The following is a 21,786-nucleotide window of genomic DNA, read 5'->3' on the forward strand; positions in this document are numbered from 1 at the left end:
CGAACCTTAGTTGACGTAGGCTGCCGAACATGAGGCGGAGTTTGGCCGGCGGCACAGCGATCATTGCCAGCATGTCCCTGGCCGCGGCCTGCGCGGCCGTGGCGGGCGGCATCGGCGCACCGGTGGCCGCCGCGAAGAACGGTGACACCCACATCTACAACATCAATACGGTGGTCACCATCGACTGCAACAACGCCACCGTGTTCGTCAACGGGTCAGGCAACACGGTCAACGCGCTGGGCAGCTGCTGGGCGGTGACGACGCAGGGTTCGGACAACACCGTCATCGCCGACAACGTCGTCAACGACATCACCGTGTACGGCTTCAACAATTCGGTGATGTACAAGTCCGGCGACCCGTTCATCTGGGACCGCGGCCGCGAGTTGGGTATGACCAACATCATCAGCCGGATTCCGGGCTGACCGCCGCCGCGACCACCCGGGCCGGCGCAGCCGCGCTGCTGGCGACGCTGATGCTGGCCGGCTGCGGTTCGCCGGCCGGCACCGACGAGCACGGCGGCAGCATCGACGGGCCGATCAGCTATTCACCGGTCGGCACCACCATGACCATCGACTGCGGCCCGGGCCGGGCGCTGAACATCACCGGGTCGAACAACGCGCTGACCGTCACCGGTCGCTGCAGCGACGTCGAGATCACCGGCAGCGACAACCGGGTCACCGTCGAGGAGATCAGCGGCACCATCCGGGCCGCCGGGGTGAACAACACGGTGACCTACCGGGCCGGCACGCCGCGGATGACGGTCTCCGGCGCCGGCAACACCGTGGCGCGCGGTTAGGGCCCGGCGCGGTTAGGCTTGCGCGCCGTGCCGGCCCGCCCCGTCGGCGAACCGCCGGGCCCCGGCGACCGACTCCTCGGCCACCCCGGCCGCACCGGCGAACTCGCCGGCCAGCGCGTCGGCCTCGCTCATCCCCCACTGCTCGATCGCCGAGCGCCGGTCCGCGCGCAGGCAGCGCTGCGGCAGGGCGGCCAGTTCGGCGGCGAGTTCCTCGGCCACCGCCCGGGCCTGTCCCGGCTCGACGACCCGGTTGACCAGGCCGATGTCGAGGGCCTCGGCCGCGCCGACGGCGCGGCCGGTCAGGATCAGGTCCATCGCGCGGCCGTGTCCGATCAGCCGGGGCAGCCGCACCGTGCCGCCGTCGATCAGCGGCACCCCCCAGCGCCGGCAGAACACGCCGAAGGTGGCGTCGGACTCGGCGACGCGCAGATCGCACCACAGCGCCAGTTCCAGGCCGCCGGCCACCGCGTAGCCGCTGACCGCGGCGATCACCGGCTTGGACAGCTGCATCCGGGTCGGTCCCATCGGGCCGGGACCGTCTGGCTCGACGCGGTTCATCTCCGGGGTGCCGAACGCCTTGAGGTCCGCGCCCGCGCAGAAGGTGCCGTCGTCGCCGCAGAGCACCGCGACCGCGGCGGTCTCGTCGGCGTCGAACTCGGCGAACGCGGCATACAGTTCCGCGGCCGCCGACCGGTTCACCGCGTTGCGCGCGCCGGGCCGGTTCATGATGATCGTGGTGACCGCGCCGTCGCGCTGCACCCGCAGTCCACCCGCGGTCATTCGGTTCTCCTCGCGCTCAGACGTCGATCCGCCGGCCCAGGCCCTCCAGTGGGTTCCAGGACCGGCTGTGGGCCACCACATGCAGGTAGTAGGCGTAGTTCGCGGTCAGCATCGCGGTGACGCCGGTGACCAGGTTGCCGAGCTGACCCAGCGCCGCGGGCCACTCGGCGGCGGACAGCACCAGCGGGATGGTGAGGTTGATCGCCAGCAGGGTCAGGCCCTTGCGCCACATGCCCTTGACGAAGAAGTACAGCGCGGCGAACAGGAAGCCCCAGACGTTGACCTTCATGGTCAGCCGGGGCGCCAGCGTCAGCCGGGCCAGCGCCGCCCGGGCGCTCGGCGACGACGGCGCGCCGTAGCGATCGTAGAAGTCGAACCGGTACTGCCAGATGGCCGGCAGCGCGGCGTACTTCGAGGACGGTTGGGTCATGACGGCCAGGCTAGCGGGGGCGGCGCCGGGGTCGGTCATGGCACCGCGACCGTCCGGCCGCGGGCGGCGAACTCGACGGCGAAATCGCGGTAGGCCACGCGCAGCTCGTCGCCGGGCCAGCCGCCGGGCAGCAGCTCGGCCGGCAGCACCGGGTCGCTGCGCAGCAGCCGCACCGTGGCCGCGGCGACGGTGAACCGGGCCGGCACGTCCGGGGCCGCCGCCATCGCCGCCAGCAGCCGGTGGCCCGCGGCCGACCAGCCGGGCAGATCCCACAGCGTCGCGGCCAGGCCGGCCGGATCGGCATCCCGGGCGCGCAGCTCCCGCGCCCGGCCGGCCAGTTCGGCCCGCAGCTCCGGGTCCGGCGCCAGGTTCGCCGGCCGCAGCCAGATGCCCTCGCGCAGCTCGCCGAATCGGGCCTCGCGCAGCCGGCCGCGCAGCGCCGCCCGGGATCGGGCGTCGGCGCCGACGGCGGTGATCACCAGCGTGCTCCAGTCGCCGTCCCAGGGCTCCGTCCGGGGCACCAGCGCGGCGTCCTGGCGGCGCTGGCGTTCCCGCAGCCGGTCGGCGAGCCGGTAGCCGTCGTCGCAGCGGATCAGGTCACCGGCGGCGACCATCCGGGTCAACGCGACCCGCAGCGTCGACTCCCGGATGCCGAAGCCGTCGGTCAGCCGGATCAGGTCGGCCGCGGTCGCGCACGCCGGATGGGCGCCCAGCAGCACCGAAAGCACCACCGAGCGGGCGGTGAGGCGGCGCTCAGACACCCTTGACCAGGGCCCGTTCCAGGATCGGCGCCAGGTCGAGGCCGGTCGGCAGGGTGCCGTAGGCGCCGCCCCGCCTGCCGTCGAGCCGGGTGCTCAGGAACGCCTCGGCGACCGCCGGATGCCCGTGGTCGACCAGCAGGGCGCCCTGCAGCGCCAGCGCGATGTCCTCGGCGACCCGGCGGGCCCGGTATTCCAGGGTTGCGGCGTCGCCGAGCTGTCGGCGCAGACCGGCCACGTGTGCGGCCAGCCGCGGGTCCCGGGCGGCCGGGTCGGCCAGCTCGTCGAACAGCACCTCGACGCATTCGGGCTTGGTGACCATGGCGCGCAGGGTGTCCAGCGCGCTGACGTTGCCGGAGCCCTCCCAGATGCCCATCAGCGGCGCTTCCCGGTAGATCCGCGGCATGCCGGATTCCTCGGCGTAGCCGTTGCCGCCGAAGCATTCCATCGCCTCGGCGGCGTGCGCGGTGGCCTGCTTGCAGATCCAGTACTTGGCGGCGGCCAGGCCGATCCGGCGCAGCAGGGTCTCCCGCTCATCGCCGCGGACCGCGCGGTCGGTGGCACCGGCCATCCGGACCGCCAGCATGGTGGCCGCCTCGGCCTCGACGGCCAGGTCGGCGAGCACGTTGCGCATCAGCGGCTGGTCGATCAGGTAGGCGCCGAAGGCCTTGCGGTGGGTGGTGTGGTGCATCGCCCGGGCCAGGCCCTGGCGCATCGAGGTGGCGCTGCCCAGCGCACAGTCCAGCCGGGTCAGATTGACCATCTCGATGATGGTCCGCACTCCCCTGCCCTCCTCGCCGACCGGCCAGGCGATCGCGCCGTCGTACTCGATCTCGCTGGAGGCGTTCGCGCGGTTGCCGAGCTTGTCCTTGAGCCGCGCGATGTGCATCCCGTTGCGAGTGCCGTCGGGCAGCACCCGCGGCAACAGGAAGCAGCTCAACCCGCCCGGCGCCTGCGCCAGCACCAGGAAGATGTCGCTCATCGCGGCCGAGGTGAACCACTTGTGCCCGGTCAGCCGGTAGCTGCCGTCGCCGTTGGGCACCGCCTGGGTGGTTCCGGCGCGCACGTCGGAGCCGCCCTGCTTCTCGGTCATCGACATGCCGGCGGTGATGCCCGCCTTGCCGGCCGGGACGACGAGTTCGGGGTCGTACACCCGGGAGGTCAGCAGCGGCTCGTAGCGGGCGGCCAGCTCCGGGTTGGCCCGCAGCGCGGGAACCACGGCGTAGGTCATCGAGATCGGGCACAGGTGGCCGGGTTCGACGGTCCAGACCCCGTTCTTCACCGCGCGCACGACGTGCGCGCCGGGCCGGTCGTCGGCCCACGGCGCGGCGTGCAGGCCGTGCGCGACGGCGGTCCGCATCAGCTCGTGATAGGCGGGGTCGTACTCGATCTCGTCGATCCGGTGGCCGTACCGATCGTGGGTGTGCAGGATCGGCACGTTGCGGTCGGCCAGCTCGCCCCAGCGTTCGGCGGTCGCGGTACCCGACAGCGCGCCGAGCTCGAAGACCTCCTCGGCGCCCCAGCCGCCGCCCTCGCGCACCAGCGCCTCGGACAGCACCGGCGAGGTGGCGGGGTTGTACCCGCACAGCGGCGGGACCTGGTTGAACACGGTGTGGGTGGCCGACATGACCACATATTACATTTTTTCGCCAGTTGTGAACATATTGTTCGCGGCTCAGGCGTAGCCGGTGATGGTGCCTTCTTTACGGTCGACGACGAGCAGCGCGCCGGGCGCCACCACCAGGTCGTCGGCGGGCACGTGCAGGTCGGCGCCGGGCAGCGGCGCGCACGCCCCGGAGTCGGTGGCGCGGTACGCCCGGACGCCGTCGCGGGTGCCGATCAGCAGCATCGAGCCCAGCCCGGCCACCGTCACACCGCCGGTGCCCTGGACGTCCACGCTGCACCGCAGCCGCCCGTCGACGCCGTCGTACAGGCCGAGGGTGCGGCCGCCGAAGATCGGCGACTCGGTGACGAACCCGTCGGGGCCGTCGCCGCGGGCCAGGGCGCCGGGGCGCAGCGGGAAGACCCGCCCGGTCGCCACGTTGAGATACCGAGGCTGGCCGTCGCCGCCGGCGAAGACCAGGCCGTCGCGACCGGCGGCCTCGGCGCTCACCCCACCGCCCTCCCACCGCGGATACCGCCCGACCGCAATGTCGTGCCGGATCGCGCCGGTCGCCGGATCGACCGCCAGGTAGCGCATCGCGACGTCCTGCTGCTGCACCTGGCCGCTGAAAAGCCCGATGTCCGCGCCGGTGCCTGCGACCAGGTGGCTGTTCGGGTAGCCGATGTCGGTGCGCCACAGGTCCCGGCCGGTGCGGGTGTCGATCCGGGTCAGGTTCGGTCCGCTGAACGTGACGAGGTAATGCGCCTGGCCGTCGGTGGGGGTGTCGCCGGGGGTGTCGGTGACGGCCACCACCAGCACCCGGTCGTCGGTGCGCCACAGCAGCGTCCCGGTCTCGGCGTCCAGGCCGACCAGCACACCGGCCTGATGCGCCCCGGAATCGAACCGCACCACGACGGTGCCGCCGTCGTCGTAGACGCCGAGGTACGTGGCGTCCCAGTCCCGGTGCCGGTGCGCCCAGCGCAGCTGCCCGGACACATCGAAGGCCCGCACCCCGTCGGGGGTGCGCACCACGAACCCCGCCCCGGCGGCCCGGACCGCGTCCTCACCGATGCCGTCGACCCGGACGGTGAACGCCGGCACCCGGCCCACGTCGGTGGGCACCGGGGGCGCCGGGCCCCCCGCCGCCGCCGTCGTCGCCTCGAAGCCCCGGCCCGGATCACCGTCGGGCAGCACCAGCACCGCGGCCGCCAGCCCCGCGATCAGTCCGGCCGCGCCGCCGCCGAGCAGCGCGCCGGGACGGATCGCGCGGCCCCGGCCCAGGTAACCGAGGGCGCCGCCGGCCACCAGCAGCGCACCGAGCAGCCCGAACCACCACGCCAGGTATGCCGTCGGCACCCGCTGCGAGGACAGGTAGTCGTCGGTGATCGCGGCGTAGTTGCCGGGTAGCGCACTGAGCGCGAAGGGCGGCGCCGCGAAGCCGGCAACGACGGCCAGCACGATCCAGGACCGGCCGCCGACCGCGATGGCCACCACGGCCGCCACCAGCACCAGGGTGCCGAGGACGACCGCGAGCCAGCTGGCGAACCCCGGGGTGCTGGCGTCCCAGCGCAGATTGACCACCGGCAGCGCACTGCTGCTGGCCCGCGTTCGGCTGAAGTGCCCGAACCCGATCGCCGCGGCCAGCAGCAGCAGTCCGGCGCCGAGGCAGAGCGCGACGATCACCGGGCGGCGCCGCGGGGCGCCCGCGCGCAGCTCAGCACGGGTCATCTGCTCAACCTACGGCCCGGCCGCGCCCGGGCCGGACAGTAATCTGCCGATCCGGCGGTTGGCCGCCGGGGACCGTGCCGCGGACATGACAAGCCCGGAGACGAGAACTGCCCCCGCCGAGGCGGGGGCAGTGCTCGTTATGACCGGTGACTAGCGGTAGTCGCTGTAGCCGTAGTCGTCCAGCGGAACCGCGGCGCCGGTGCTCTGACCGAAGTCCGGGCTGTAGTACTGATCCTCGTAGGACGGGATCGTGTACGCCGCCGCCCGGGCCTCCTCGGTGGGCTCCACCTGGATGTTGCGGTACCGGGAGATGCCGGTGCCGGCCGGGATCAGCTTGCCGATGATCACGTTCTCCTTCAGGCCCTGGAGCTTGTCGCTGCGGCAGTTGATCGCCGCATCGGTCAGCACCCGGGTGGTCTCCTGGAAGGAGGCCGCCGACAGCCAGGAGTCGGTGGCCAGGCTCGCCTTGGTGATGCCCATCAGCACCGGACGGCCGGCCGCGGGCTCGCCGCCCTCGGCCACCACGCGCCGGTTCTCCGACTCGAACTCGCCGCGCTCGGTCAGCGAACCGGGCAGGAACTCGGTGGCGCCCGAGTCGATGATGGTCACCCGGCGCAGCATCTGCCGGACGATCACCTCGATGTGCTTGTCGTGGATCGACACGCCCTGCGCCCGGTACACGTCCTGCACCTCGTCGACGAGGTGGACCTGCACCGCACGCGGACCCTGCACCCGCAGCACCTCGTGCGGATCGGCCGAGCCCTCCATCAGCTGCTGGCCGACCTCGACGTGGTCACCGTTGGCCAGCGGACGCTCTTCGCCGTCCTCGTGCTTGAACACCTTCAGGCGCTGGCGTCGCGGCAGCTTGTCGTAGACGACTTCCTCGCCGCCGTCGTCGGGGACGACGGTGATCTTGTAGAACTTGTCGCCCTCCTCCAGCTGCACCCGGCCGCTGACGTCGGCGATTGGGGCCCGCGCCCGCGGCACCCGGGCCTCGAACAGCTCCTGCACCCGCGGCAGACCGCCGGTGATGTCGCCACCGACACCACCCTGGTGGAAGGTCCGCATGGTCAGCTGCGTGCCGGGCTCACCGATGGACTGCGCGGCGACGATGCCGACGGCCTCGCCGATGTCGACCAGCTTGCCGGTCGCCATCGAGCGGCCGTAGCAGGTCGCGCACACCCCGGTACCGGTCGTGCAGGTCAGCACCGAACGCACCTTCACCGCGGTGATACCCGCGGCCAGCAGCGCGTCGATGGCCGGGTCGCCCAGGTCGTGACCGCGCTCGATGATCACGGCGCCGTTGGCGTCGACCGCGTCGGCGGCCAGGGTCCGGGCGAACGCGCTGGTCTCGACGTGAGCGTCGCGGATCAGCGTGCCGTCGGGCTGACGCTCGGCGATGGTGACGGTGATGCCCCGCTCGGTTCCGCAGTCGTGCTCGCGGACGATGACGTCCTGGCTGACGTCCACCAGACGACGGGTCAGGTAGCCCGAGTCGGCGGTACGCAGCGCGGTGTCGGCCAGACCCTTGCGGGCACCGTGGGTGTTGATGAAGTACTCCAGCACCGTCAGGCCCTCGCGGAACGAAGACTTGATCGGACGCGGGATGTACTCGCCCTTCGGGTTGGTCACCAGGCCCTTCATGCCGGCCAGGTTGCGCACCTGGGTCAGGTTGCCGGTGGCACCCGACTTCGGCAGCAGGGTGATCGGGTTGTCCTCCGGGTAGTAATCCTCCAGAGCCTTACCGACCTTCTCGGTGGCCTCCTGCCAGATCTTGACCAGGGCCTCGTTGCGCTCCTCGTGGTTGAGCTTGCCGCGCTGGTACTGCTTCTCGATCGCGTCGGCCTCGCCCTCGTAGTGGTCGAGGATCTCCTTCTTCTGCGGCGGCACCAGCACGTCGGCCATCGAGACCGTCACGCCGGAGCGGGTCGCCCAGTGGAAGCCGGCGTCCTTGAGCTTGTCGACGGTCTGCGCGACCACGATCATCGGGTAGCGCTCGGCGAGATCGTTGATGATCGCCGCCTGCACCTTCTTGTGCATCTGCGCGTTGACGAACGGGTAGCCCATCGGCAGCAGCTCGTTGAAGAGCACCCGGCCCAGGGTGGTCTCGGCGATCCAGGCGTCGCCGGGACGCCAGCCGTTGGCACCGAACAGCTCGGTCTCCACGGCGGCGGCCGGACGCTGGTGGGTCAGCCGCACCTTGATCGGCGCGCGGGCGCTCAGCGCACCGCGGTCCATCGCCATGATGGCCTCGGCCGGGCTGCTGTACACGCCGGCCTCCGGGCCGTCGGCGTCGGCGGGGGCGTAGGCCCCCGGGGAGTCGGCGATCTCGGTGGTCAGGAAGTACAGCCCGGTCACCATGTCCAGCCGGGGCATGGCCAGCGGGCGGCCGGACGCCGGGGACAGGATGTTGTTCGAGGACAGCATCAGGATGCGGGCCTCGGCCTGCGCCTCGGCGCTCAGCGGCAGGTGCACGGCCATCTGGTCACCGTCGAAGTCGGCGTTGAACGCCTCACAGACCAGCGGGTGCAGCTGGATGGCCTTGCCCTCCACCAGCTGCGGCTCGAAGGCCTGGATGCCCAGGCGGTGCAGCGTGGGGGCGCGGTTGAGCAGCACCGGGTGTTCGGCGATGACCTCTTCGAGCACGTCCCACACCTGGGCGCGCTGCCGCTCGACCATCCGCTTGGCGCTCTTGATGTTCTGCGCGTGGTTCAGGTCGACCAGCCGCTTCATCACGAACGGCTTGAACAGCTCCAGCGCCATCAGCTTCGGCAGGCCGCACTGGTGCAGCTTGAGCTGCGGGCCGACCACGATGACCGAGCGGCCCGAGTAGTCGACGCGCTTGCCCAGCAGGTTCTGCCGGAACCGGCCCTGCTTGCCCTTGAGCAGATCGGACAGCGACTTGAGCGGGCGGTTGCCCGGGCCGGTGACCGGCCGGCCGCGACGGCCGTTGTCGAACAGCGCGTCGACGGACTCCTGCAGCATCCGCTTCTCGTTGTTGACGATGATCTCGGGCGCGCCGAGGTCGATCAGTCGCTTGAGCCGGTTATTGCGGTTGATCACCCGGCGGTACAGGTCGTTGAGGTCGCTGGTGGCGAACCGGCCACCGTCGAGCTGCACCATCGGACGCAGCTCCGGCGGGATCACCGGGACGGCGTCGAGCACCATGCCCATCGGCGAGTTGCCGGACTGCTGGAACGCGGCGACGACCTTCAGTCGCTTGAGCGCACGCAGCTTCTTCTGGCCCTTACCGTTCTTGATGATGTCGCGCAGCAGCTCGGCTTCGGCGTCGATGTCGAAGGTCTGGATGAGCTTCTGGATCGACTCGGCGCCCATCGAGCCCTCGAAGTACTCGCCGTAGCGGTCGACGATCTCGCGGTAGAGGTTCTCGTCGATGATCAGCTGCTTGGGGGCGAGCTTGACGAAGGTGGTCCAGATCTCGTCGAGCCGGTCCAGCTCACGCTGGGCACGGTCCCGCAGCTGACGCATCTCGCGCTCGCCGCCGTCCCGCACCTTGCGCTTGACGTCGCTCTTGGCGCCCTCGGCCTCCAGCTCGGCCAGGTCGGCCTCCAGCTTCTGCGAGCGCTCGGCCAGGTCGAGGTCACGCTGATCCTCGACCCGCTTCTTCTCCACCACCATCTCCGCCTCGAGCGTGGACAGCTCGTTGTGGCGCATCTCGGTGTCGACGGCGGTGATCACATACGCCGCGAAGTAGATGATCTTTTCCAGGTCCTTGGGAGCCAGGTCCAGCAGGTAGCCCAGCCGGCTCGGCACACCCTTGAAGTACCAGATGTGGGTGACCGGCGCGGCCAGCTCGATGTGACCCATCCGCTCACGACGCACCTTGGCGCGGGTCACCTCGACGCCGCAGCGCTCGCAGATGATGCCCTTGAAGCGGACCCGCTTGTACTTGCCGCAGTAGCACTCCCAGTCGCGAGTCGGTCCGAAGATCTTCTCGCAGAACAGGCCGTCCTTCTCGGGCTTGAGCGTGCGGTAGTTGATGGTCTCCGGCTTCTTGACCTCGCCGTAGGACCAGTTACGGATGTCCTCCGCGGTGGCCAGGCCGATGCGGAGCTCATCGAAGAAGTTGACGTCTAGCACGTAAACTCCCTTTCCCCTTGCGGGATAGAAACTTCAATACGGACGAGGGCTCAGACCGGACCTAGGCCAGGTCCTCGACGGAGGCCGATTCGTTGCGGGACAGGTTGATGCCGAGGTTGGCAGCGGCACGCTCCAAGTCCTCGTCGTCGCCGTCGCGCATTTCGATCGCGGCACCGTCGCTGGAGAGCACCTCGACGTTGAGGCACAGCGACTGCAATTCCTTGAGCAACACCTTGAACGACTCCGGGATGCCCGGCTCGGGGATGTTCTCGCCCTTGACGATGGCCTCGTACACCTTGACCCGCCCGACGGTGTCGTCGGACTTGATCGTCAGCAGCTCCTGCAGCGTGTAGGCGGCGCCGTAGGCCTGCATGGCCCAGCACTCCATCTCGCCGAACCGCTGGCCACCGAACTGCGCCTTACCGCCCAGCGGCTGCTGGGTGATCATCGAGTACGGGCCGGTGGAGCGGGCGTGAATCTTGTCGTCCACCAGGTGGTGCAGCTTGAGGATGTACATGTAGCCGACCGTGACCGGGTACGGGAACGGCTCGCCGGAGCGGCCGTCGAACAGCCGCGCCTTGCCGTCGCCGCCGACCATGGTCTCGCCGTCGCGGTTGGGCAGCGTCGAGCTCAGCAGCCCCTGCAGTTCCTCCTCGCGGGCACCGTCGAACACCGGGGTGCTGACGATGCTGTCGCTGGGCGCGCTGAGCAGCTCCGCGGGCAGCTTGGCGGCCCACTCGGGGACCTCGCCGTTGCCGTCCGCGCCGGGGATGTTCCAGCCGGCCTTGGCCGCCCAGCCCAGGTGGGTCTCCAGGATCTGGCCGATGTTCATCCGTCGCGGCACACCGTGGGTGTTCAGGATGATGTCGACCGGGGTGCCGTCCGGCAGGAACGGCATGTCCTCGATCGGCAGGATCTTGCCGATGACGCCCTTGTTGCCGTGCCGGCCGGCGAGCTTGTCGCCGTCGGAGATCTTGCGCTTCTGCGCCACGTAGACGCGGACCAGCTCGTTGACGCCGGCGGGCAGCTCGTCGTCGTCCTCGCGGGAGAACACCCGGATGCCGATGACCTTGCCGGACTCGCCGTGCGGCACCTTCAGCGAGGTGTCGCGGACCTCGCGGGCCTTCTCGCCGAAGATGGCACGCAGCAGCCGCTCCTCCGGGGTCAGCTCGGTCTCGCCCTTCGGGGTGACCTTGCCGACCAGGATGTCGCCGTCGCGGACCTCGGCGCCGATGCGGACGATGCCGCGCTCGTCGAGATCGGCCAGCACCTCATCGGAGACGTTCGGGATGTCCCGGGTGATCTCCTCGGCGCCCAGCTTGGTGTCGCGGGCATCGATCTCGTGCTCCTCGATGTGGATGGACGTCAGGACGTCCTCCTCGACCAGGCGCTGCGAGAGGATGATGGCGTCCTCGTAGTTGTGGCCCTCCCACGGCATGACCGCGACCAGCAGGTTCTTGCCGAGCGCCATCTCGCCGTTCTCGGTGCACGGCCCGTCGGCGACGACCTGGCCGGACTCCACCCGCTGACCGGCGTCGACGATCGGACGCTGGTTGGCGCAGGTGCCGTGGTTGGAGCGGGCGAACTTGCGCATCCGGTAGGTCTGCCGGGTGCCGTCGTCGGCCATCACGGTGATGTAGTCGGCGGAAACCTCCTCGACCACACCGGACTTCTCCGACACCACCACGTCGCCGGCGTCGATGGCGGCCCGCAGCTCCATGCCGGTACCGACCAGCGGCGCCTCGCTGCGCACCAGCGGCACCGCCTGACGCTGCATGTTCGCCCCCATCAGGGCGCGGTTGGCGTCGTCGTGCTCCAGGAACGGGATCATCGCGGTGGCCACCGACACCATCTGGCGCGGCGACACATCCATGTAGTCCACGTCGTCCGAGGAGACGTACTCGACCTCGCCGCCCTTACGGCGGACCAGCACGCGCGGCTCGGCAAACCGCAGGCCCTCCACCGTGTCGGCGGTCGGCGAGTTGGCCTGCGCCACGACGTGGCGGTCCTCCTCGTCGGCGGTCAGGTAATCGATCTGGTCGCTGATCACGCCGTCGATGACCTTGCGGTACGGCGTCTCGATGAAGCCGAACGGGTTGACCCGGGCGTACACCGACAGCGAGCCGATCAGGCCGATGTTCGGGCCTTCCGGGGTCTCGATCGGGCACATCCGGCCGTAGTGGCTGGCGTGCACGTCGCGGACCTCCAGGCCGGCGCGCTCACGGGACAGACCGCCGGGGCCAAGCGCGGACAGCCGGCGCTTGTGGGTCAGGCCCGACAGCGGGTTGTTCTGGTCCATGAACTGCGACAGCTGGCTGGTCCCGAAGAACTCCTTGATCGCCGCCACCACGGGACGGATGTTGATCAGGGTCTGCGGGGTGATCGCCTCGACGTCCTGGGTGGTCATCCGCTCGCGGACGACGCGCTCCATCCGGGACAGGCCGACCCGGATCTGGTTCTGGATCAGCTCGCCCACGGTGCGCAGCCGGCGGTTGCCGAAGTGGTCGATGTCGTCGACGTCGACCGGCACCTCGACGCCACCGGGCACCGTCATGCTGGTCTGGCCCTCGTGCAGCCGGACCAGGTACTCGATGGTGGCGACGATGTCCTCTTCGGTCAGCGTCGAGCTGGTGATCGGCTGGCCGGCGTTGAGGCCGAGCTTCTTGTTCACCTTGTACCGGCCCACCCGGGCCAGGTCGTAGCGCTTCTCCTTGAAGAACAGGTTCTCCAGCAGGGTCTGCGCGGACTCCTTGGTCGGCGGCTCGCCCGGACGCAGCTTGCGGTAGATCTCCAGCAGTGCCTCGTCGGGACCGGCGGTGGGATCCTTCTCCAGGGTGCCCATCATGATCTCGGAGAAGCCGAAGCGTTCCCGGATCTGGTCGTTGGTCCAGCCGAGCGCCTTGAGCAGCACGGTGACCGGCTGACGGCGCTTGCGGTCGATACGCACGCCGACGGTGTCGCGCTTGTCGACGTCGAACTCCAGCCAGGCACCGCGGCCCGGGATCACCTTGACGCTGTGCAGCGTCTTCTCGGTGGACTTGTCGATGCTGTCGTCGAAGTAGACGCCCGGCGAGCGGACCAGCTGGCTGACCACGACACGCTCGGTGCCGTTGATGATGAAGGTGCCCTTCTCGGTCATCATCGGGAAGTCACCCATGAAGACCGTCTGGCTCTTGATCTCGCCGGTGTTGTTGTTGATGAACTCGGCCGTGACGAACAGCGGCGCCGCGTACGTCATGTCCTTGTCTTTGCACTCCTCGACGGGGGCCTTCACCTCGTCGAAGCGCGGATCGGTGAAGCTCAGCGACATCGCGCCGGAGAAGTCCTCGATCGGGGACAGCTCGTCGAGCACCTCCTCGAGGCCACCCTTGGGGTTGGCGATGTCGCCGCGGGCGGCCGCTTTGTCACGCCACCGCTGCGATCCGATCAGCCACTCGAACGAATCCGTCTGCACATCAAGCAGCCCCGGAACTTCCAGCGGCTCGCGAAGTTTGGCGAAGGAAATCCGGTTCGGCGCTCCGGGAACGGAGTTGGTAGCCACTGACTTGCTCTGGCGGGAGACAGCCAAGATGCGTCCTTCCAGCACCTCATGCGACTTGCTCAGACTCCCGGCGGCCGCCGGATGATGCTCGCACGTCGCGTTATCTGCGTAGTTTGGCCGGCGGCACCCCACCCAGGCCCTAGACGCACGACACGAGGCCGGTCACTGAGCAGGGCTCAGGCTCGGTCCACGTTGACCGGTGCGGGTCGGAATTGTGTGATGGGCAGGAGGCAGCCAGCGCAACGTCCAACAATAGCGCAGGACGGCGCATTCCTCAACTGTCCGGTAAATACCGCATGTCAACGACCTTCAAGCGCTGGCCGGCAGCCCGATCGATCCGTTGAAACATGCTGCCCAACAGAGTGGCCCCTTGGCGCCCGTCCGTCAAGGGGCCCGCGCCGCTAACCCTCCTGCTGGACCGGAATGACCGCGGTGGCCTCGTCGTCGCGCTTGCCCAGGCTGACCGTCTCGGCGTCGTAATCGGCCGGGGCGTCGCCACCGGTGGCGGCCAGGTCGGCGCGGATGGCCTCCTGGGCGGCCAGCGGCAGGGTGTGCATCATCTCGCGCACCCGGGCCTGCCGACGGGCGACGGCCTTGCGCACCGGCATCCCCGGGGAGGCGGTCAGCTGCGGGGGCACCCCGCTGACCTCCTCGACACCGCCGTGCCCCTGACCCATCTCCAGGGCGGCGGCCTCGGCGGCGGCGGTGGCCTCGTCCTTTTCCTCCGACATGCCGATCGGACCGATCCGGCGGCCGTTGAGGAACTGCTCGACGGCGGGCTCCTCGCTGGTCAGCAGCACCTCGCGGGGCCCGAACATGACCAGCTTCTTGCGGTAGAGCATGCCGATGTCGTCCGGCACGGTACGCACGATGTTGATGTTGTGCGTCACGATCAGGATGGTGGCGTCGATCTGCGCGTTGATGTCGATCAGCAGCTGCGACAGGTACGCGGTACGCACCGGGTCCAGACCGGAGTCCGGCTCGTCGACCAGGATGATCTCCGGATCGAGCACCAGCGCGCGGGCCAGGCCGGCACGCTTGCGCATACCGCCGGAGATCTCGCCGGGCATCTTGAGCTCGTGGCCGGTCAGACCCACGATCTCCAGCTTGTCCATGACGATCTTGCGGATGTCGCTCTCGCTCTTCTTCGTGTGTTCACGAAGCGGGAACGCGGTGTTGTCGTAGAGGTTCATCGACCCGAACAGCGCGCCGTCCTGGAACATCACTCCGAACAGCGTGCGGATCTCGTAGAGCTCCTTGGCCGAGCACTGGATGATGTCGGTGCCGTCGACGATGATCTTGCCGCGCTCGGGCCGCAGCAGGCCGATCAGCGACTTCAGGAACACCGACTTACCGGTACCGGACGGCCCCAGCATGACGCTGACCTCGCCGGCGGGCAGATCGAACGTGACGTCTTCCCAGATGCGCTGAGACCCGAAAGACTTGGTGAGCCCCTCGATCTGGATACCAATGCCCACGTTCGATCCTTCCGACTTCGGCACACGGCCGATCTGTGGTTTGCGGGGACGGAGGCAGTCTCCGACCTGTGGTAGGGCTCACTGTATCGCACGGCCAACGGCCCCACTCACGTTGTGCGAACACCCGTTTTATACCGCAGTGGCCCTCGGACACCAATTGCCGTGGAATCCCAGCGGCACCCGCTGCGGCAGATGCACGGTCGCAACGGTCTCCAGGGTGCCCGCGTCGAGCACCAACAGCCGGCCCTCATCCCGGTCGCGGTGCCAGCCGAAGCCCATCAGCACGCCGTCGTCCTCGGCGGTGCCGCCTGGCGTCGGGACGAAGCACAGCTCGCCAACCGCGACGCCCGGCTCCAGCCGGGCCGCAACGGTGCCGCCGGTGTGGAAGTCCTGCTTGAACACCGAGCCGCGCAGGTCGGCCGCCCCGGCGAACAGGCCGTCGATGCCGACGGTGTAGCCGAACCGGTGCGGCCGCCCGGTGCGGGACTCGTTGATCCGGGGGAATTCCTGCGGGCGGTCGTCGCGGGTCTGGCCGGTGACCCGGCCGGTGCTCAGGTTGATCTCCCAGCGGTCCAGCCGGGCCTCGCCCTCGCTGGGCCCGCGGCGGTCCCGGTCGAACATCCGCTCGTACCGGATCACATCGAGGACCAGCACCTCCTGGCCGTCGCGCTGCTCGCTGAAGCCGTTGACCGGATGGAAGACGAAGCACGGATCGACGTCGAACCAGCGGATGTCGTCGGCCTCGCCGTCGCGCGGCAGCACCCCGACCCGGGCCGGGTAATCCGGGTTCCAGGCGAACGGCAGCGACTGCAGCGCGGTGGTGTCGGCGGCGATCCGGGCCGCGATCGGTCCGGGTACCCGAACCCGGCCGGCCAGCCGCGAGATCAACGCGCGGGCCGCCGGGCGGACCAGCCGCGGCACGCTGTCCGGGATGGCGCCGGCGGGGTCGAAGGTGACCGGCAGGTCGTAGATCACCACGTACTTCTCGGTCAGGGTGAAGTCGTGCATCATCGGGAAGCCGTGCACCGGGATGTCGACGCTGCGCCGCAGCCGGCCGGCGGCGTCGATCACCGAGTAGGTCACATTGGTTCCGCGCGCGAACGAGTAGGACACCGCGTGCAGTTCACCGGTGTGCGGGTCGCGGTGCGGATGAGCGGTGTAGCCGCCGCGCAACGTGCCGTCGAAGTCACAGGTGCCCAGGGTGCCGAGGTCCTCGGACAGCCGATAGTTCGCGCCGCCGCCTTCGACCAGCGCGAGGGTCTGCCCGGCGTGCTCGATGACGTTGGTGTTGGGCGCGACGGACAGCATGCCGGCGCCGGGGTCCAGCGGCGGCCTCGGCTCACCGAGGGTCCGCGCCACCGCCGCGGTGCGCACCCACCGGTTGCGGTACCACAGTGCCCGGCCGTCGCGCAGCGCCAGGCCGTGCACCATGGCGTCGCCGGCGAACCAGTGGTAGCGCGCCGGGTCCACCGGGCCGGCCGGGTTGGGCCCGTTGCGCAGGTAGCGGCCGTCCAGGTGTGCGGGCAACTCGCCGGTGACCCGCAGATCGGTGGCCTCGACCTCGGCGGCGACCGGACCCAGCACCCCGGTCAGGTACGGGTTGGTGGCCGCGGGGGCGGGCGTCGATGTCGTCATGAGTCCTCCAGAAGGCCGATTCGACCAGCTATAACATTGTTATGCGGAATGACTCCGAGGCTACCCCGGTGCCGCGGGTGGGGCAACGGGCAAAATCAGAGTGCTCTGCATCCGGCTCAGAATCGACGGCGATGACTCAACCCCCCGGCGCACCGCCCACCGTGCGCGACAACCTGCTGACCGCGGCGTTGGCCCTGCTCGACGACCACGGCCCCGACGCGCTGCAGACCCGCCGGATCGCCACCGCGGCGGGCACCTCCACGATGGCCGTCTACACCCACTTCGGCGGGATGCCCGCGCTGATCGCCGCCGTCGCCGACCGCGGACTCGACGAGTTCGACGCCGCGCTGACCCTGCCCGACACCGCCGATCCGGTCGCCGACCTGCTGTCCTGCGGTACCGCCTACCGCCGCTTCGCCATCGAACGCCCGCATCTGTACCGGCTGATGTTCGGCAGCACCAGCGCGCATGGCATCAACGCCCCGGCCCGCGACATCCGCGCCGGCGAGCCGGCCCGGGACCTGCACCCCAGCCTGCTGCATCTGGTGCGCCTGGTGCGACGGGCCGTCGCGGTCGGCCGGATCACCGCCACCGGCGCCGACGACGAGGCCGCGGTGCTGGCCATCGCCGCGCAGTTCTGGACGATGATGCACGGCTTCGTGATGCTGGAGCTGGCCGGCTTCTACGGCAGCGACGGCACCGCCGTGCCGCCGGTGCTCGGCGCGCTGGCCGCCCACACCCTGATCGGCCTCGGCGACACCGCGCCGGCGCTGCAGGCGTCGCTGCAGGCGAGCACGGCCCGGCCCTGAGCGAGGCACCCGCACCAAACCGTCCCGGGTGCGGCCAGGTCGGGCGCCAAGCCGGGTGAACCGAGCCGGCGAACCGGGCCGGGAAAATGCCGGATCCCCGGAGATCCGAAGATCTCCGGGGATCCGGAAAAGCGGGGAAACCTACTTGACGGTGACCGACGCGCCGGCCGCCTCGAGCTTGCCCTTGGCGTCCTCGGCGGCCTCCTTGGTGACCTTCTCCAGCAGCGCCTTGGGGGCGCTGTCGACCAGATCCTTGGCCTCCTTGAGGCCCAGGCCGGAGACGATCTCGCGGACGACCTTGATCACGCCGATCTTCTTGTCGCCAGCACCCTCGAGGATGACGTCGAACTCGGACTGCTCCTCGGCGGCCTCGGCGCCGGCGCCACCGGCGGCCGGGGCGGCGGCAACGGCGACCGGAGCGGCGGCGGTGACCTCGAAGGTCTCCTCGAACTTCTTAACGAACTCCGACAGCTCGAGCAGGGTCAGGTCCTTGAACGCGTCGAGCAGCTCGTCGGTGGTCAGCTTGGCCATTGTGTGTCCTTTCGGAGGGGTTGATTGATTGCCGGATTGTTGACGTGGGTTATTCGGCGGCTTCGGTGGCGTCGGCCTCGGCGGCCGGAGCCTCAGCAGCCGGAGCCTCGGCGGCCGGGGACTGCTCGCCCTCGGCTTCCCGCTTCTCCTGCAGCGCGGCCGCGAGGCGTGCGACCTGCGACGCCGGAGCGTTGAACAGGGCCGCGGCCTTGGACAGGTTGGCCTTCATCGCGCCGGCCAGCTTGGCCAGCAGCACCTCGCGGCTCTCCAGGTCGGCGATCGCCTCGACCTGAGCGACGGTCAGTGCGGCACCGTCCATGTAGCCGCCCTTGATGACCAGCTGCTTGTGGTCCTTGGCGAACTTCTTCAGCGCCTTGGCCGCATCGACCGGCTCGCCCTCGATGAAGGCGATCGCGGTCGGTCCGGCGAACAGCTCGTCCAGGCCCTCGATACCCGCCTCCACCGCGGCACGCTTGGCCAGGGTGTTCTTGGCAACCGAGTAGGTGGCCGTGGCACCGAGCGCGCGGCGCAGTTCGACCAGGCTGGCCACGGAAAGACCGCGGTACTCGGTGATGACCGTTGCCGTCGAAGCCTTGAACTGCTCGGCGATCTCGGCAACGGCGGTGGCCTTGTCAGCCTTGGCCATGCATGCCTCCTGGGGTGTCGGGGACCTGTTTGTCGAGAAAAGTCGGGTTGTCCCACCCAAGAACGTCAAACGCCCCGGCGCAGGAATGCGGCCGGGGCGTGCACGATGGTGTCTGCCTCGTCCTCCTGCGTGGGCCGCCGGGAGTTATCCCGGACCTTCAACCGATTGCTCGGTGACCGACGGTCTTCGGTGGATCGCCGACAACGATAACGGCTCGACGCCGTTCTGCCAAACCGGCGGCGCTCAGTCGGTGCGCAGCAGCGCGGCCGCGCCGATCAGCCCGGCCTCGCCACCAAGTTCGGCGGGGATCACCTCCAGCTCGGCGATGAACTCCAGCCCGGCGTACCGGGCCAGCGCGGCGTGCAGCGGCTCAAAAAGCAGCTCACCGGCCTTGGCCACCCCGCCACCGACCACCACCAGATCCAGGTCGCAGACCGCCGCCACCGACGCGATCATCGCGGCCAGCGCGGTACCGGAGCGGGCGAACGCAGACCGCGCGATGGGGTCGCCGTCGGCCGCTGCGGCGGCCAGCGCACGGGCGTCGCCGGCCGGCCCCGACCAGCCCTGCGTCTTGGCCCAGGCCACCATCGACGGGCCCGCGGCGATGGTCTCCACACAGCCGTGCCCGCCGCAGGCGCACGGTCCCCCGGCGGTGTCGACGACGACGTGCCCGACGTGCCCGGCGTTGCCGGTCCGCCCCGGGTAGGGCTGCCCGTCGAGCACCAGGCCACCGCCGATGCCGGTGGACACCACCATGCCGAGCAGGAAACCGGCGCCCTGCCCGGCGCCGCGCCAATGCTCACCGAGCGCCATCGCGACACCGTCGCCGGCCAGCCGGACCGGCCGGCCCGGCAGCAGTTCGGCGACCCGGTCGCGCAGCGGGAAGTCCCGCCAGTCCGGCACGTTGATCGGGCTGACCGTGCCGGCCTGCAGCTGCACCGGCCCCGCCGAGACGACGCCGGCACCGCGCACCCCGACCCCGGCCGTCAGCTCCGCAACCAGGTCGGCGACCACCGCCCACACCGCCTCGGCACCGGCCCCGCGCGGAGTGGGCCGCTGCTGCGAGGTCAGCAGGGCGCCCCCGGGGTCGACCAGGCCCGCCGCGATCTTGGTACCGCCGATGTCGATGGCCAGCACGTTCTCGGACATCTGCCGATTGTGCGCCATCTGCCGATTTCGGGTGAGCACCGCCCGCGCGGCAACCACCGTCATGTGACGTTCACCTGGCCGCGCTGCCGTCGCAACGTTTGCGTGCCACCCTGGAAGCACTGTGAATAATCAACATCGCACCGGGTCGTCCTGGCCCGATCCGCTGTCCCTGGGTTGGCAGGCCCACCGCGGCCTGCTGTTGCTGCGACTGCGCTGGCACCAGAGCTCCCCGCGACTGCGGGTGGTATTGCGCAGGCACTGAACCCGCGCCCGTCACAATCACCACACTCGCGTGACCGAGACCATAAAAGTGCAGGTCACGAAAGTTCGTGGGGCTGCGGCGAAGTTTGAGACACTACAACGATGAGTGCGACCAAACAGCATCGGGAGGTCACCAAGCTGGACCGGGTGCCGCTTCCCGCCGAGGCCGTCCGGATCGGCACCACCGGCTGGCAACTGGCCTGCACCGCGGCCCGGTTCGCCGGCCGGATTCCCACCCCGGCAACCTGGCAGTCCAAGCTGATCGGGGAGATCCCGCAGACCTTCGCCGACCTCGGCCCGACCTACGTCAAGTTCGGCCAGATCATCGCCTCCAGCCCCGGGGCGTTCGGCGAGCCGCTGTCCCGGGAGTTCCGCAGCCTGCTCGACGCGGTGCCGCCGGCCGACCCCGACGATGTGCACCAACTGTTCATCGAGGAACTCGGCGATACACCGCAGAACCTCTTCAAGCACTTCGAGGAGCGGCCGTTCGCCTCGGCGTCGATCGCCCAGGTGCACTTCGCCACCCTGCACAACGGCACCGAGGTGGTGGTCAAGATCCAGCGCCCCGGCATCCGGACCCGGGTGGCCGCCGACCTGCAGATCCTCAAACGGTTCGCCCAGCTCGTCGAGGTGGCCAAGGTGGGGCGCCGGCTGTCCGCCCGCGACGTCGTCGCCGACTTCTCCGACAACCTCGCCGAGGAACTCGACTTCCGGATCGAGGCGCAGTCGATGGAGGCCTGGGTCAGCGGACTGCGGTCCTCTCCGCTGGGCAACAACATCAAGGTGCCCGACGTGCACTGGGACTTCACCAGCGAGCGGGTGCTGACCATGGAGCGGGTGCACGGCGTGCGGATCGACGACGTCGCCGCGATCCGCAAACAGGGCTTCGACGGCACCGAGTTGGTCAAGGCGCTGCTGTTTGCCACCTTCGAGGGCGGCCTGCGGCACGGCCTGTTCCACGGCGACCTGCACGCGGGCAACCTGCTCGTCGACGACCAGGGCCGGATCGTCTTCCTGGACTTCGGCATCATGGGCCGGATCGATCCGCGCACCCGCTGGCTGCTGCGCGAATTGATCCACGCCCTGCTGGTGAAGAAGGACCATGCCGCCGCCGGCAAGATCGTCGTGCTGCTCGGCGCCGTCGGGCGCACCAAGCCGGAGGCCCAGGCCGCCAAGGACCTGGAGTCCTTCGCCGCGCCGCTGACCCTGAAAACCCTCGGCGACATGTCGTACGCGGAGATCGGCAAGCAGCTGTCCACGCTGGCCGACGCCTACGACGTCAAGCTGCCCCGGGAACTGGTGCTGATCGGCAAGCAGTTCCTGTACGTCGAGCGGTACATGAAGCTGCTCGCCCCGAGGTGGCAGATGATGAGCGACCCGCAGTTCTCCGGCTACTTCGCCAACTTCATGGTGGAGGTCAGCCGCGACCACCGCGAGGACCTGGACCTCGACGACAGCGCGGCACCGGCTCCCGACGCCGCGGCAACGCCACCCGGCGAGGCGGTCCGGTGACCGCCGCGGTGCGCTCCGGCGTCGCCCG

Annotated in this window: 17 protein-coding genes; 5 read left to right on the forward strand and 12 right to left on the reverse strand. The window is 70.0% G+C overall.

Going from position 1 to position 21,786, the window contains the following annotated elements; all coding sequences use genetic code 11:
• The first annotated feature begins 59 nt into the window (after positions 1-59).
• Positions 60-422, forward strand: coding sequence for a DUF3060 domain-containing protein (locus tag G6N10_RS10665; RefSeq protein WP_407664025.1), 363 nt, complete (start codon positions 60-62; stop codon positions 420-422).
• Positions 423-472: 50 nt separating this feature from the next.
• Positions 473-796 carry a DUF3060 domain-containing protein gene (locus G6N10_RS10670; RefSeq protein WP_085096342.1) on the forward strand — a complete coding sequence of 108 codons (324 nt, stop codon included), beginning with the start codon at positions 473-475 and terminating at the stop codon, positions 794-796.
• A 12-nt stretch (positions 797-808) separates the two neighbouring features.
• On the opposite strand, the gene G6N10_RS10675 is transcribed toward G6N10_RS10670, so the two are convergent.
• The 9 genes from G6N10_RS10675 to G6N10_RS10715 form a co-directional block, all read right to left on the reverse strand.
• Positions 809-1,576: a crotonase/enoyl-CoA hydratase family protein gene (locus G6N10_RS10675; RefSeq protein WP_085096340.1), complete on the reverse strand. Its 768-nt coding sequence runs from the start codon at positions 1,574-1,576 to the stop codon at positions 809-811.
• A gap of 16 nt (positions 1,577-1,592) precedes the next feature.
• Positions 1,593-2,006 (reverse strand): DUF2628 domain-containing protein, encoded by a 414-nt coding sequence (locus tag G6N10_RS10680; protein ID WP_234810559.1) that lies wholly within the window; start codon positions 2,004-2,006, stop codon positions 1,593-1,595.
• 35 nt (positions 2,007-2,041) lie between these two features.
• On the reverse strand, positions 2,042-2,767 hold the full coding sequence (locus tag G6N10_RS10685; RefSeq protein WP_085096338.1) for a PaaX family transcriptional regulator C-terminal domain-containing protein: 726 nt from the start codon (positions 2,765-2,767) through the stop codon (positions 2,042-2,044).
• Positions 2,760-4,391 (reverse strand): acyl-CoA dehydrogenase family protein, encoded by a 1,632-nt coding sequence (locus tag G6N10_RS10690; RefSeq protein ID WP_085096336.1) that lies wholly within the window; start codon positions 4,389-4,391, stop codon positions 2,760-2,762. Before G6N10_RS10690 ends, G6N10_RS10685 begins: the two co-directional genes overlap by 8 nt.
• A 48-nt stretch (positions 4,392-4,439) precedes the next feature.
• The gene (locus tag G6N10_RS10695) at positions 4,440-6,095 is read right to left on the reverse strand and encodes a BamB-related PQQ repeat family beta-propellar protein (protein ID WP_085096334.1); all 1,656 of its coding nucleotides are present in this window, start codon (positions 6,093-6,095) and stop codon (positions 4,440-4,442) included.
• Positions 6,096-6,245: 150 nt separating this feature from the next.
• Entirely contained in the window at positions 6,246-10,196 is a 3,951-nt protein-coding gene (locus G6N10_RS10700; protein WP_085096332.1) for a DNA-directed RNA polymerase subunit beta', read from the reverse strand.
• Positions 10,197-10,257: 61 nt separating this feature from the next.
• Positions 10,258-13,782, reverse strand: a complete 3,525-nt coding sequence (gene rpoB / locus G6N10_RS10705) for a DNA-directed RNA polymerase subunit beta (protein WP_085096330.1) — start codon at positions 13,780-13,782, stop codon at positions 10,258-10,260.
• A gap of 356 nt (positions 13,783-14,138) precedes the next feature.
• Complete coding sequence (locus G6N10_RS10710) at positions 14,139-15,215, reverse strand: ABC transporter ATP-binding protein (RefSeq protein ID WP_085096328.1); 1,077 nt, start codon at positions 15,213-15,215, stop codon at positions 14,139-14,141.
• A 129-nt stretch (positions 15,216-15,344) separates the two neighbouring features.
• A complete protein-coding gene (locus G6N10_RS10715) occupies positions 15,345-16,850 on the reverse strand; it encodes a carotenoid oxygenase family protein (RefSeq protein ID WP_085096326.1) in 1,506 nt (501 codons plus the stop codon).
• A 131-nt stretch (positions 16,851-16,981) separates the two neighbouring features.
• Between G6N10_RS10715 and G6N10_RS10720 the strand changes: the two genes are divergently transcribed.
• Positions 16,982-17,659, forward strand: coding sequence for a TetR/AcrR family transcriptional regulator (locus tag G6N10_RS10720; RefSeq protein ID WP_085096324.1), 678 nt, complete (start codon positions 16,982-16,984; stop codon positions 17,657-17,659).
• Between the two features lie 141 nt (positions 17,660-17,800).
• On the opposite strand, the gene rplL is transcribed toward G6N10_RS10720, so the two are convergent.
• The 3 genes from rplL to G6N10_RS10735 form a co-directional block, all read right to left on the reverse strand.
• Positions 17,801-18,190, reverse strand: coding sequence for a 50S ribosomal protein L7/L12 (rplL, locus tag G6N10_RS10725; RefSeq protein WP_085096322.1), 390 nt, complete (start codon positions 18,188-18,190; stop codon positions 17,801-17,803).
• A gap of 49 nt (positions 18,191-18,239) precedes the next feature.
• Positions 18,240-18,836, reverse strand: coding sequence for a 50S ribosomal protein L10 (gene rplJ, locus G6N10_RS10730; RefSeq protein WP_085096320.1), 597 nt, complete (start codon positions 18,834-18,836; stop codon positions 18,240-18,242).
• A 243-nt stretch (positions 18,837-19,079) separates the two neighbouring features.
• Positions 19,080-19,985 carry an ROK family protein gene (locus G6N10_RS10735; protein WP_085096491.1) on the reverse strand — a complete coding sequence of 302 codons (906 nt, stop codon included), beginning with the start codon at positions 19,983-19,985 and terminating at the stop codon, positions 19,080-19,082.
• A 121-nt stretch (positions 19,986-20,106) separates the two neighbouring features.
• On the opposite strand from G6N10_RS10735, the gene G6N10_RS10740 reads away from it, so the two are divergent.
• Together G6N10_RS10740 and G6N10_RS10745 are read left to right on the forward strand one after the other, a co-directional pair.
• Entirely contained in the window at positions 20,107-20,247 is a 141-nt protein-coding gene (locus G6N10_RS10740; protein WP_163742385.1) for a hypothetical protein, read from the forward strand.
• 101 nt (positions 20,248-20,348) lie between these two features.
• Complete coding sequence (locus G6N10_RS10745) at positions 20,349-21,758, forward strand: ABC1 kinase family protein (RefSeq protein ID WP_085096318.1); 1,410 nt, start codon at positions 20,349-20,351, stop codon at positions 21,756-21,758.
• Positions 21,759-21,786 lie beyond the last annotated feature (28 nt).

This window comes from Mycolicibacterium fallax, from assembly GCF_010726955.1.
GTDB lineage: Bacteria > Actinomycetota > Actinomycetes > Mycobacteriales > Mycobacteriaceae > Mycobacterium > Mycobacterium fallax.

Bases quoted from the DNA above. Each gene is read 5' to 3' on its own strand.
- G6N10_RS10670 (WP_085096342.1), top strand. From the start codon at position 473: ATGCTGGCCGGCTGCGGTTCGCCGGCCGGCACCGACGAGCACGGCGGC.
- G6N10_RS10675 (WP_085096340.1), bottom strand. From the start codon at position 1,576: ATGACCGCGGGTGGACTGCGGGTGCAGCGCGACGGCGCGGTCACCACG.
- G6N10_RS10680 (WP_234810559.1), bottom strand. From the start codon at position 2,006: ATGACCCAACCGTCCTCGAAGTACGCCGCGCTGCCGGCCATCTGGCAG.
- G6N10_RS10690 (WP_085096336.1), bottom strand. From the start codon at position 4,391: ATGTCGGCCACCCACACCGTGTTCAACCAGGTCCCGCCGCTGTGCGGG.
- G6N10_RS10695 (WP_085096334.1), bottom strand. From the start codon at position 6,095: ATGACCCGTGCTGAGCTGCGCGCGGGCGCCCCGCGGCGCCGCCCGGTG.
- G6N10_RS10715 (WP_085096326.1), bottom strand. From the start codon at position 16,850: ATGACGACATCGACGCCCGCCCCCGCGGCCACCAACCCGTACCTGACC.
- G6N10_RS10720 (WP_085096324.1), top strand. From the start codon at position 16,982: ATGACTCAACCCCCCGGCGCACCGCCCACCGTGCGCGACAACCTGCTG.
- rplL (WP_085096322.1), bottom strand. From the start codon at position 18,190: ATGGCCAAGCTGACCACCGACGAGCTGCTCGACGCGTTCAAGGACCTG.
- rplJ (WP_085096320.1), bottom strand. From the start codon at position 18,836: ATGGCCAAGGCTGACAAGGCCACCGCCGTTGCCGAGATCGCCGAGCAG.
- G6N10_RS10735 (WP_085096491.1), bottom strand. From the start codon at position 19,985: ATGTCCGAGAACGTGCTGGCCATCGACATCGGCGGTACCAAGATCGCG.
- G6N10_RS10745 (WP_085096318.1), top strand. From the start codon at position 20,349: ATGAGTGCGACCAAACAGCATCGGGAGGTCACCAAGCTGGACCGGGTG.